General features: G+C 73.8%; 8 protein-coding genes. 5 read left to right on the top strand and 3 right to left on the bottom strand.

Annotated features, from left to right (window positions below; all coding sequences use genetic code 11):
- Positions 1–165: 165 nt before the first annotated feature.
- Positions 166–876, bottom strand: a complete 711-nt coding sequence (locus tag ACZ7P3_RS09315) for an ABC transporter ATP-binding protein (protein WP_472080099.1) — start codon at positions 874–876, stop codon at positions 166–168.
- On the bottom strand, positions 873–1,406 hold the full coding sequence (locus tag ACZ7P3_RS09310) for a PadR family transcriptional regulator (RefSeq protein ID WP_472080097.1): 534 nt from the start codon (positions 1,404–1,406) through the stop codon (positions 873–875). Before ACZ7P3_RS09310 ends, ACZ7P3_RS09315 begins: the two co-directional genes overlap by 4 nt.
- A 187-nt stretch (positions 1,407–1,593) precedes the next feature.
- Here ACZ7P3_RS09310 and ACZ7P3_RS09305 point away from each other — a divergent pair, with 187 nt between their 5' ends.
- Genes ACZ7P3_RS09305 through ACZ7P3_RS09295 form a run of 3 tightly spaced genes read left to right on the top strand, consistent with a single transcriptional unit; the run spans position 1,594 to position 4,433 of the window.
- Positions 1,594–1,839 (top strand): hypothetical protein, encoded by a 246-nt coding sequence (locus ACZ7P3_RS09305; RefSeq protein WP_472080095.1) that lies wholly within the window; start codon positions 1,594–1,596, stop codon positions 1,837–1,839.
- Positions 1,840–4,119, top strand: a complete 2,280-nt coding sequence (malQ, locus tag ACZ7P3_RS09300) for a 4-alpha-glucanotransferase (RefSeq protein ID WP_472080093.1) — start codon at positions 1,840–1,842, stop codon at positions 4,117–4,119. It begins immediately after the preceding gene.
- A gap of 47 nt (positions 4,120–4,166) precedes the next feature.
- The gene (locus ACZ7P3_RS09295) at positions 4,167–4,433 is read left to right on the top strand and encodes a hypothetical protein (RefSeq protein WP_472080091.1); all 267 of its coding nucleotides are present in this window, start codon (positions 4,167–4,169) and stop codon (positions 4,431–4,433) included.
- A 349-nt stretch (positions 4,434–4,782) separates the two neighbouring features.
- On the opposite strand, the gene ACZ7P3_RS09290 is transcribed toward ACZ7P3_RS09295, so the two are convergent.
- Positions 4,783–5,382, bottom strand: coding sequence for a TetR/AcrR family transcriptional regulator (locus tag ACZ7P3_RS09290; RefSeq protein ID WP_472080089.1), 600 nt, complete (start codon positions 5,380–5,382; stop codon positions 4,783–4,785).
- 156 nt (positions 5,383–5,538) lie between these two features.
- Here ACZ7P3_RS09290 and ACZ7P3_RS09285 point away from each other — a divergent pair, with 156 nt between their 5' ends.
- Complete coding sequence (locus ACZ7P3_RS09285) at positions 5,539–7,023, top strand: FAD-dependent monooxygenase (RefSeq protein ID WP_472080087.1); 1,485 nt, start codon at positions 5,539–5,541, stop codon at positions 7,021–7,023.
- A 389-nt stretch (positions 7,024–7,412) separates the two neighbouring features.
- Entirely contained in the window at positions 7,413–8,411 is a 999-nt protein-coding gene (locus ACZ7P3_RS09280; RefSeq protein ID WP_472080085.1) for a substrate-binding domain-containing protein, read from the top strand.
- Positions 8,412–8,467: the final 56 nt, after the last annotated feature.

Genomic DNA, 8,467 nt, shown 5'->3' with positions numbered 1-8,467 from the left:
GTCGTCTTCGCGGGCACCGGGGTGTTGTCGCTCGGCCGTGCGTCGGTGGTCACGGTGCCGTTTGCCTGGCTTGTCATGCCGTCACCTCCGTGGTCGTTTCCGCGGGCACCGGGGTGTTGTCGCTCGGCCGTGCGTCGGTGGTCACGGTGCCGTTTGCCTGGCTTGTCATGCCGTCACCTCCGTGGTCGTCTCCGCGGACACCGCGGCGCCGTCGCTCAGCCGCACCTCGCGGTCCGCGTACGCCGCGACCTGGGCGTCGTGGGTGATCAGCAGTGCCGCCGTGCCCGACTCGCGGACCGTGTGCACCAGGGCCGTCATCACCTGCTCGGTCGCCAGGGAGTCCAGGGCTCCGGTCGGCTCGTCGGCGAAGACCACCTTCGGGCCGGTCACCAGCGCCCGGGCCAGGGCGACCCGCTGCGCCTGGCCCCCGCTCATCTCGCCCGGCCGCAAGCCCTCCTGCCCCCGCACCCCGAACCGCTCCAGCCACTCGCCGGCCTGTTCCCGGGCCCCCGCGCGGCCGGTGCCCGCCAGCATCAACGGCAGCGCGACATTGTCCACGGCCGTCAGCTCGGGAATCAGCTGTCCGAACTGGAAGACCACACCGAAGTCGGTGCGGCGCAACTCGCTCAGCCGCTTCTCCGGCAGCCGGTCGAGCCGCGCCCCGTCGTAGACCACCGAGCCGTCGTCCGGTCGTACGATCCCCGCCAGACAGTGCAGCAGCGTCGACTTTCCGCTGCCGCTGGTCCCGGTCACGGCGAGGATCTCGCCCGCGTGCAGTGCGACCGAGGCGCCGCGCAGTGCCTGGGTCCTGCCGTGCGCCTTGACGAGATCGCGGCCCGCCAGAAGCGGCGCCGAGGTGTCCCCCCTGTGGGTCATGGTGTGTCGACCTCCGCGGTCAGAGTGGTCAGCCGGGCCGCCGTGGTGTTCATCCAGCGGAGGTCGGCGTCGAGATGGTCGAGGGCGTAGTCCGCCGAGAGCACGGTCGCCAGATCGGCGCCGGGGGCCGTCTTCACGGCCGTGAGTTCCCGCATCCGCTGCATGTGCGCGGCACGCTGGGCGCGCAGGTAGTCGGCCGGACGGCCGCCGGCCAGGATCGAGACGACGACCTTGGTGAAGATCTCGTTCGCCACGAAGGGCGCGGGCGGGGCGATCTCCCCGGTCCACCGGGCCAGTTCGCGAGCCCCGTCGTCCGTGGACCGGTACAGCGTCCGCTCCGGCCCCCCGTCGGCATCGGTCCCGTCGATCTCGGCGAGGCCGTCACGGACCAGGCGTTGCAGTGTTGTGTAGACCTGCCCGTATGCCAGCGGGCGGGCCTGCGGGAAGCGTTCGTCATGGCGCCGTTTGAGGTCGTAGCCATGGCTCGGCCCAGCCTTCAGCAGCCCCAGGAGGATGTGCCGGGTGCTCATGGAGATCAGTATGCACCACGTACATGTACTGAGTGAATAGTGCGGGTCGTGATGCAGGGCAGTGGTGTCGAACTGATGGCCGGTATGCCGGAAGAAGCACGTTGTCCGGCCGAGTACGTCTGGTATCGCGCCCACTGGGTAGGGCTGCGATAACCCGACACAAGCCGTACCCGACAAGGAGGCCCCCGTGGCCGCACCGGCTCATCTTCCGATCCCGGCCCAGTGGAAACCCGTGGCGGAGTCGTCCGCCGAGACCTACGAGGCACTGGACTGCCTCTTCGGCGCGGAGAGCCCCTGCGCGCAGGCGCCGCTGACCAGCGAGCCGCCGCTGCCCGACGCCGAGCCCCTGACCAGCGAGCCGCCGCTCGCCGACACCGCCCCGCTGACCAGCGAGTCCGACCCGGTCCCGGACTTCTTCGGCCCGGGGCTGTAGATGGCCGCGGCGCACGACGACGAGGAGTTGTCCCGGCTCGCCGAGCTGCACGGCGTCGCCACTTCCTACAGCCCGTCCCCGGACCGCGTGGTCCGGGTCGCCGTCGCCGCCGTGGTCGCCGCCCTGGCCGCCCTCGGCGTGGACGCGGGCACCCCGGACGCCGTCCGTGCCGCACTCACCGAACGCGAGCGCGAGCTGCGCGAACGGCTGCTGCCCCCGACGGTCGTGCACTGGACCCCGGCCGCGCAGGATGCCGCCGCCCACGCCGCACAGGACCCCGCCGCCCGCCCCGTCCCCGCCGGGCAGGACCCCGCCGCCCGCGGCGTGCCTGCCGCCCCTGCCGCGCAGGACCCCGCCGCCCCCGCCGCCCTCGCCGGGCAGGATCCCGCCGTCCCCGCCGCCCTCGCCGCGCTGCCCGCCGGGACGCGCCTGAGCATCGAGACCGAGCAGGGGGAGACGCGCGACACGGCCGAGGGCCTGCCGGCCGGCGTGCACCGGGTGAGCGCCACCGCACCCGACGGGCGCACCGCACAGGCCCATCTCGTCGTCGCCCCGCACCGGCTGCCCGCCCCCGCCGCCCGTTCCTACGGCCTTCTCGTCCAGCTGTACTCGCTGCTCTCCCGGCGCTCCTGGGGCATGGGTGACCTCGGGGACCTCGCCGAGCTGGCCGAATGGGCCGGGCGCACCGCCGGGGCCGGATTCGTGCAGGTCAACCCGCTGCACGCGGCCGTACCCGGAGCCCCGACCGACCCGTCCCCGTACCGGCCGTCCTCGCGCCGCTTCCCCGACCCCGTCCATCTGCGGATCGAGACGATCCCCGAGTTCGCGTACCTCCAGGACCCCGAGGACCGCACCCGGATCCGCGCGCTGCTGGAGCGCGCCGAGCGGCTGCGCGCCGCCGTCCTCGACAAGGGCGCCCTCATCGACCGGGACGCGGTCCGCGAACTGAAGCACGAGGCCCTGGAACTGGTGCTGCGCGTCCCGCTCGGGCCCGGACGGCAGGCCGCCTACGACGCCTTCCGCGCCGCACAGGGCCAGGCCCTGGAGGACCACGCCACCTGGTACGCGCTGGCCGAGACCTACGGCGCCGACTGGCAGCGCTGGCCCGAGGGGCTGCGGGACCCGCGCTCGGCCGACACCGCCCGCGCCCGTGCCGAGCTGGCCGGCCGCGTCGACTTCCACACCCGGCTCGCCTGGCTCACCGACGGTCAGCTCCGCGCCGCCCAGCGTGCCGCCCGCGAGGCCGGGATGCCCGTCGGGATCGTGCACGACCTCGCCGTCGGTGTGCACCCCGGCGGGGCGGACGCCTGGGCGCAGCAGGACCACTTCGCCGCCGGGATGTCGGTCGGCGCCCCGCCCGACGCCTTCAACGCGCGCGGCCAGGACTGGGGGCTGCCGCCCTGGCGCCCCGACCGGCTCGCCGCCTCCGGCCACGCCCCCTACCGCCACCTCCTGCGCGCCCTCTTCCGCTACGCCGGCGCCCTGCGCATCGACCATGTGATGGGCCTGTTCCGGCTGTGGTGGGTGCCCCAGGGCAGCCCGCCCACCGAGGGCACGTACATCCGTTACGACGCCGAGGCCATGCTCGCCCTGCTCGCCCTGGAGGCCTCCCGCGCCGGTGCGGTGGTGATCGGCGAGGACCTGGGCACCGTCGAACCGGGGGTGCGCGAGGCGCTGCAGCGGCGCGGGGTGCTCGGCACCTCCGTGCTCTGGTTCGAACGGGACTGGGACGGTGACGGCCGCCCGCTGCCGCCCGACCGCTGGCGCGCCGACTGCCTGGCCACCGCGACCACCCACGACCTGCCGCCCACCGCGGCCCGGCTCACCGGCGACCATGTCGACCTGCGCGACAGCCTCGGCCTGCTGGCCCGCCCGGCCGCCGAGGAGCGCGCGGAGGCGACCGCGGACACGGCGGAATGGCTCGCCCTGCTGGGCAGCCTCGGCCTGCTGGACAGCCCGGCGGCCGGGCCGCCGGGATCCGACGAGGAGGCGGAGATCCGGGGCGTCCACCGCTTTCTGCTGCGCACCCCGGCCCGCCTGATCGGCATCTGGCTCCCGGACGGTGTCGGCGACCGCCGCCCGCAGAACCTCCCCGGCACCTGGGACCAGTACCCGAACTGGCGGCTGCCGGTCGCCGACGCCGAGGGCCGCCCGGTGGCGCTGGAGGAGCTGACGGCCTCGCCGCGGCTGCGGTCCCTGCTGGAGGACCTGCGGGAGGGGACCGGGGCCGGGCCGGGGGAGGACGTGGCGGGGGGTGGGGCGGGGGGCGGGGGGCCGTAGGGCACCCCGGGCGCGCGGCCTTCCCGGCCGTTCGCTAACTTGAGAGCGTGGACAAGAAGAACGCCCTGCGCGCCGGCGCCCTGGCTGCCGGTACGACGCTGATGATGCTGCTCATGTCGTCCCCCGCCCTCGCGCTCACCCGCGACGACGGCGACGACCCCGGCAAGGGCCTGAGCGTCATCCAGACGCTGGGCCTGTACGTGCTGGCTCCGCTGGTGCTGTTCGCGGTCATCGCGGGGCTGGTGATGGTCCTGGACAAGTCCAAGATCCGCGTGCACAAGCCCGACGCGGCCAAGGCCAGGGCAAAGGCCTGAGCCGAATCCGATCTGCACCGAGGGCGCCTGTCCTCCCACCGGTACGCGCACACCGCCGTACCCCGGTGAGGACGGCGCCCTCGGCGTTTTCTGCGACCCCGCGGGGGTGCTCCGCGTCCGGCGCCGGAGCGGAAAGTCGGCGCCGAAGGGGCAAGTTGACGCCGGAGCGGAAAGTCGGCGCCGAAGGGGCAAGTTGACGCCGGAGCGGAAAGTCGGCGCCGAAGGGGCAAGTTGACGCCGGAGGGGCAAGGCGGCGCCGGAGGGGCGAGCCGGTGATCGTGCCCCGGCCCGTGCTGCCGCCTGAACGCCACGGGCCGGCACCGCAGGGCACCGGCCGCCCGGGCGCGGCTCAGGGGCTGGGCGCCGTCAGATAGCGCTGCACGGTCGGGGCGAGCCACTCCACGATCTCCGAGGGGTGCAGCGCCACCGCCGGCGGGAGGCGCAGTACGTAGCGGGTGAGGGCCAGCCCGAGCAGCTGGGAGGCGCAGAGCGCGGCCCGTACGGGGACCTGCTCGGGGTCGGGGCACACCCGGCGGGCCACCGGCAGCAGCTGGTCCCGGAAGATGCCCTGCATGCGCTCGGCCCCGGCGTCGTTGGTGACGCCGACCCGCAGTACGGCCGTGAGCTCCTCGTTCTCCTCCCACAGGCCGAGGAAGTGCTGCACCAGCGCCCGGCCGGCCTCCTCCCGTGGTGTCCGTGTCAGGTCGGGCAGCCTCAGGTCGAGCGCGACGGCCGCCGCGAACAGGCCCTCCTTGCTGCCGAAGTACCGCATCACCATCGACGGGTCGATCCGCGCGTCCCTGGCGATGGCGCGGATGGTGGCCCGCTCGTAGCCGTCGGCGGCGAAGCGCTCGCGGGCGGCGGCGAGGATGGCGCTGCGGGTGGCGTCCGAGCGGCGGGCCGCGGGGCCGGTTCTGGAATCTGTGCTTCTGCTGGGGCTGCCGGTCATGTCAACGAGCGTAGGCCAACGTCCGTGGGCCAACAAGTGTTGACATCGTTCGGCGGTCGTTCTACGTTTGCCAACAAGCGTTGGTCAACAGGTGTTGGCCATCAGGTGTTGACCACTACAGGTCGACAACGGGCGTTGGCATCCCAGGAGGCCCCCATGAACGGCACCGCTGGAACCACCGGCACCACCAGCCCCGCCGGCGACACCGGCGCCATCCCTCGCGTTCTCGTCGTCGGCTCCGGCCCCACCGGCCTTCTCCTCGCCGGCGACCTCGCCGCCGCCGGCGTCCCGGTCACCGTCCTCGAAAAGCGCCCGCACAAGATCAGCAACCTCTCCCGCGCCTTCGTCCTGCACGCCCGTGCCCTCGAACAGCTCGACGCCCGAGGGCTCGCGGACGACCTGGAGGCCGCCGGCCGGCCCCTCGACCGGCTGCGGCTCTTCGGCCGGCTCACCATCGCGCTCGACACCCTCCCCTCCCGCTTCAACCACCTCCTCGTCCTCCCGCAGTACGAGGTGGAGAAGGTGCTGGAGCGGCGCGCGGTCGAGGCGGGCGTCGACTTCCGGTACGAGACCGAGCTGACCGGTCTGACCCAGGACGCGGACGGTGTGACGGTGCGGGCCCGCGGGCCCGAAGGCCGCACGGAGAGCCTGCGGGCCGCCTATGTCGTCGGCGCCGACGGCATGCGCAGCGCGGTGCGGGACGCGATCGGCCTGCCGTTCCCGGGCAAGTCGGTGATCCGGTCCGTCGTCCTGGCCGACGTCCTGCTCGCCGAGAAGCCCCCGTCCCTGCTCACCGTCAACGCCGTCGGTGACGCCTTCGCCTTCCTCGCGCCCTTCGGCGACGGCTACTACCGGGTGATCGGCTGGCACCGCGGCCGTGACGTGTCCGACCGGGAGCCGCTGGACCTGGCGGAGGTCAAGGAGATCACCCGCCTCGCGCTCGGCCGGGACTTCGGGATGCACGACGCCCGCTGGATGTCCCGCTTCCACAGCGACGAGCGCCAGGCGCCCGCCTACCGGGCCGGCCGGGTCTTCCTCGCCGGGGACGCCGCGCATGTGCACACCCCGGCCGGCGGCCAGGGCATGAACACCGGGCTGCAGGACGCGGCCAACCTCGGCTGGAAGCTCGCCGCGGTCGTCACCGGCCACGCGGGTCCGGACCTGCTGGACAGCTACCAGGCCGAGCGGCACCCGGTCGGCGCCTCCGTGCTGCGCAGCAGCGGCGGCATCGTCCGCCTCGCCATGGCCAAGCGCCCCTGGACGCTGGCGGCCCGCGCCGCACTCACCACCCTCCTCGGCATCGTGGCCCCGGCCCGCCGCAAGGTCGTCGGCCAGATCACCGGCATCGGCTACCGCTACCCCGCGCCCCGCGGCGCCCACCGCCGCACCGGAACCCGCGTCCCGGACGTCGCCCTGGCCGACGGCGGCCGCCTCTACGAGGCCCTGCGCGGCGGCCGGTTCGTCCTGATCACCCCGGAGCCGTACGCGGACGGACGCGGGGAGCGGCTCGCCGTGGCGCGCTGGGCGAGCGACCGCCGTACGACCGTCCTGGTGCGCCCCGACGGGTATGTGGCCTGGGCGGCGGACGCCACGGACCCGGCGGGCATCGAGGCGGCGGTGGCCGCACACGTCGGCGGCTAGGCGGATGGGCGGATGGGCCGACCGGGCCCACGGGTCCGCTGGGCGGATGGGTCGACCGGGCCCACGGGTCCGCTGGGCGGATGGGTCGACCGGGCCCACGGGTCCGCTGGTTCGGCCGGTCCGCCGGGCGTGCCGGCAGGCACGCGGGCCGGCGGTCGGGCTGTCCGGCAGGCACGCGGGCCGGTCCCGCAGTCCCGCGGTCCGGTGGCCAGAGGCGCGTACGCGTATCGCAAGAGGATCCCGACCAACGGATGATCCCCCGGCGGATGATCCCGATGCCGGCCGAGCGGGCAGCGGGATCGGCCGTCCGGACCCCTTCCGGCGCCACCGTGCTCGTGGGCCGGAGAGCCGATGAAGAGCCGATGAAGAGCCGATGAGGAGTGATACCCATGACCGATCCCGCTCTCACGGTCGGATGCTTCCCGTACGACACGACGCGGGCGCTGTTCGACGGAACGGTGGACACCGGCCGCGTCGACGTCAGGATGGAGACCGGGGCGACCCTGCCGGAGATCTTCGACCGGTTGGTCCGCGGGAACGAGTTCGACGTCGGTGAACTCGGGCTCACGTTCTACCTGCGGCTGCTGGAGACCGGCCTGCCGTTCGTGGCGCTGCCGATCTTCCCGAACCGGGTGTTCCGGCACTCGTGCGTCTTCGTGAACGTCCACAGCGGGATCACCGGACCGGCCGATCTCGCGGGCCGGACCATCGGCGAGTTCGGCACCTACGGCCAGGACTCCGGCGTGTGGGCCAAGGGGATCCTGAGGGACGAGTACGGATTCGAGCCCGAGCGGAGCCGTTGGGTGATCGGTGGCCTCGAACGTCCCGCCGCCCCCTTCGACTTCATCCCCCATCCTCATCCGGCGGAAGTCGACGTGACCGTCGCGCCCGAGGGGAAGACCCTGAGCGCGATGCTCGACGCGGGCGAGATCGACGCCCTGTTCTCGGCGAACGTCCCGCAGTGCGTGCTGGACGGATCCCCTGACGTCGGCCGGCTGTTCCCCGACTTCGAGCCGCTGGAGCGCGACTACTACCGGCGGACCGGCATCTTCCCGATCATGCACACGATCGTCGTCCGGCGCGAACTGCTGCGGGAGCGGCCCGGCCTCGCGCACGACATCCACCTCGCCTTCTCCCGGGCGAAGGACGCCGCCGCCGACCGCTACCGCCGGCACCGCAGGCTCTACCAGGTCCAGACCATGGTCCCGTGGATGAACGCGCTGGTCGAGCGCAACGGCGAACTGTTCCCCGAGGACTGGTGGCCCTACGGCATCGCGGCCAACCGGACCGCCCTCGACACGTACCTGCGCTACCACTACGAGCAGGGCCTGTCCACGCGGCGGTGGAGGATCGAGGACGTCTTCGCCCCGGACCTGCTCGACACCTAGGCCGACGCACCGCCGCGGACCTGCTCGACAGCCAGGCCGGCGCACCGCCCCGGACC

This window comes from Streptomyces sp. NPDC107581, from assembly GCF_055657175.1.
This window is presented reverse-complemented; position numbering and strand designations above follow the sequence as displayed.